3 protein-coding genes are annotated in these 3,197 nt (G+C 64.6%); all 3 read right to left on the bottom strand.

The window, feature by feature from the left end; all coding sequences use genetic code 11:
* Positions 1-768: phosphoglycerate kinase (locus VJ811_RS10475; protein ID WP_324072215.1), on the bottom strand; the 768-nt coding region annotated here is incomplete at its 3' end.
* A 16-nt stretch (positions 769-784) separates the two neighbouring features.
* Entirely contained in the window at positions 785-1,792 is a 1,008-nt protein-coding gene (gap, locus tag VJ811_RS10470; RefSeq protein WP_324072214.1) for a type I glyceraldehyde-3-phosphate dehydrogenase, read from the bottom strand.
* A 37-nt stretch (positions 1,793-1,829) separates the two neighbouring features.
* Positions 1,830-3,197 (bottom strand): transketolase-like TK C-terminal-containing protein (locus VJ811_RS10465; protein WP_324072213.1); only part of this gene is annotated, 1,368 nt, incomplete at its 5' end.

Genomic DNA, 3,197 nt, shown 5'->3' with positions numbered 1-3,197 from the left:
ATCGGCCGCGTCGAAGATCGCATTGGCGGTATCGACCAGGTCATGCTCGCACAGCGACTTGCCGACATCGACCCCGCGCGCGGCGAGGAAGGTGTTGGCCATGCCGCCGCCGATGATCAGATGATCGACCTTGGCGACGAGGTTCCGCAGCACGTCGATCTTCGACGACACCTTGGCGCCGCCGACAACCGCAGCCACCGGATGCGCGGGATTGCCGAGCGCGGCGTCGAGCGCCTTCAATTCGGCCTCCATCGCGCGGCCGGCATAGGCGGGAAGCCGGTGGGCGATGCCCTCGGTCGAGCCATGCGCGCGGTGCGCCGCCGAAAAGGCGTCATTGACGTAAAGGTCGCCAACCTCGGCCAATGCATCGGCAAAGGCCGGGTCGTTCTTTTCTTCGCCAGGATAAAAGCGCGTGTTTTCGAGCACGGCAACATCGCCCGCGGCGAGCACCGCGATCCCGGCCTTGGCGCCTTCGCCGATGCAATCGGGGATGAACATCACCGAATGGCCGAGGACATCCTCGACCCCGCCCATCACGAGCGACAGAGACTGGGTCGGGTTCTTCGCACCCTTCGGCCGTCCGAAGTGCGCAAGCAGCAGGACGATCGCGCCCTTGTCCGACAGTTCGCGGATCGTCGGCAGCGCCGCCTGGATCCGCGTCGCGTCGCTGACCGCGCCCTCGAACAGCGGGACGTTGAGGTCGACGCGCACGAGTACGCGCTTGCCGGTGACGTCACCGATATCGTCGAGGGTCTTGAATGCGGTCATCGACGTTTCCTTTGAATCAGAGCAGCTTGGCGATCACACCTGCGGTATCGACCATGCGGTTCGAGAAGCCCCATTCATTGTCGTACCAGCTGACGACGCGGACCAGCTTGCCTTCGAGCACCGCGGTTTCGAGGCTGTCGACCGTCGAGCTGGCGGGATTATGGTTGTAATCGATCGAAACCAGCGGCTCGTCGGAGAATGCGAGCACGCCCTTCAGCGTGCCTTCCGACGCATCCTTCAGGATCTTGTTCACTTCCTCGACGCTCGTGTCGCGCTTCGGCGTGAAGGTCAGGTCGACCAGGCTGACGTTCGGAGTGGGCACGCGGATCGCCGAACCGTCGAGCTTGCCCTTGAGTTCGGGCAACACTTCGCCGACCGCGCGGGCGGCGCCCGTCGTCGTCGGAATAATCGACATCGCGGCGGCGCGCGCGCGGCGCATGTCGGGGTGGATCTGATCGAGGATTTTCTGGTCGTTGGTATAGGCGTGAACGGTCGTCATCAGGCCGCGCTCGATGCCGAGCGCGTCGTTGAGCACCTTGGCGACCGGTGCGAGACAGTTGGTCGTGCAGCTGGCGTTCGAGACGACGATATGAGCGGCGGTCAGCTTGTCGTGATTGACCCCGTAAACGACGGTCAGGTCGACGCCCTTGGCGGGGGCCGAGATCAGGACGCGCTTGGCGCCGGCGGTCAGATGCTTCGACGCGCTGTCACGATCGGCGAAGAAGCCGGTGCATTCGAGCGCGATATCGACGCCGAGTTCGGCATGCGGCAGGTTGGCGGGATCGCGTTCGGCGGTCACGCGGATACGCTTGCCGTTGACGACCATGGCGTCGCCGTCAGCGCTGACTTCGCCCGGAAAGGCGCCATGAACGCTGTCGCGCTTGAACAGCAGCGCGTTCGACTTGGCATCGGCAAGGTCGTTGATCGCGACCAGTTCGAGACCGCAGTCGGGACGTTCGAGGATGGCGCGCGCCACAAGGCGTCCGATGCGTCCGAAACCGTTGATTGCGACTTTCACTGCCATGTCGAATAATCCTTTCTGCGTAAGTGGCCGTCCGTCCTTATGCGCCGAGCCGTGCCAGAATTTGGGGTGCGATAGCATCGGCGGTAAGGCCGAAATGCTTGAATAGGTCTTCAATCGGTGCCGAGGCGCCGAAGCTGTCGATGCCGAAGCGGAGACCATGGCGGCCGGTATATCGTTCCCAGCCGAAGGTCGTGCCCGCCTCGATCGATACGATCAGCGCGTCATCGGGCAGAATATCGGCCTGATAGGCGGCACTCTGTTCGTCGAAGAGTTCGGTCGACACCATCGATACAACGTCGGCGCCATGGCCGGCGGCCTCGAGCTTCTCGGCGACTTCCATCGCAAGCGACACTTCCGAGCCCGTGGCGACGAGCACGACCTTGCGCGCCGCCGCAGCATCGCGAAGGCGATAACCGCCCTTCAGACAAAGATTTTCGGTGATGTCATGGCGCAACGGCGGGAGGTTCTGACGCGTCAGCGCGAGCAGCGACGGCCGGCTTTCCTGCGCCAGCGCGAGCGCCCAGCATTCGGCGGTTTCGACCGCGTCGGCGGGGCGCAGGACGAGCAGGTTCGGCATCGCGCGGAGCGACTGGAGATGCTCGATCGGCTGGTGCGTCGGGCCGTCTTCGCCGAGCCCGATGCTGTCGTGTGTCATCACATAGACGACGCGCTGCTGCTGGAGCGCTGACAGGCGGATCGCGGCGCGGCAATAGTCGGCGAAGACCAGGAAGGTGCCGCCGTAGGGGACGACGCCACCGTGCAGCGCCATGCCGTTCATCGCCGCGGCCATGCCGAATTCGCGGATGCCGTAATAGATATAGCGGCCCGAATAGTCGGCTTTGGTCAATGGCTTGGTTGACGAAGTTTTAGTATTGTTCGAACCCGTCAGGTCGGCGCTGCCGCCGACGAGCGCGGCAATATCGGCGGTCAGTGCGCCGAGCGTATTCTCCGACGCCTTGCGCGTCGCGACCTTCGGCGGCTCGGCGACGAGGCCGTCGAGATAGGCCTTGAAGGCGTCGCCCGGGACGATCTTGCCGCTCAGACGATCTTCAAATTCCTTTTTCTTATCGTTGCTTGCGAGGCGATCATTCCATTCAGCGTGAAGCGCCTTGCCCTTCTCGCCAAACGCGGCCCACGCCGAAGCGATATCGGCCGGAATGACGAACGGTTCGGCGGTCCAGCCCAGTTCCTTGCGCGCTGCCGCGACCTCGTCGGCGCCGAGCGGCGAGCCGTGCGTCGCCGAGGTGCCCTGCTTGTTCGGGGCGCCGAAACCGATGACGGTGCGGCACGCGATCAGCGACGGGCGCGGATCGGCGAGCGCGGCGTCGATCGCGCGGCGAATATCGGCGGGGTCATGCCCGTCGCAGCTTTCGACATGCCAGCCGGTGGCGGCATAGCGCGCGGC

It is taken from the genome of Sphingopyxis sp., from assembly GCF_035250425.1.
Classification (GTDB): domain Bacteria; phylum Pseudomonadota; class Alphaproteobacteria; order Sphingomonadales; family Sphingomonadaceae; genus Sphingopyxis.
This window is presented reverse-complemented; position numbering and strand designations above follow the sequence as displayed.

Coding starts and splice junctions, on each gene's coding strand:
- gap (WP_324072214.1), bottom strand. CDS start 1,792: ATGGCAGTGAAAGTCGCAATCAACGGTTTCGGACGCATCGGACGCCTT.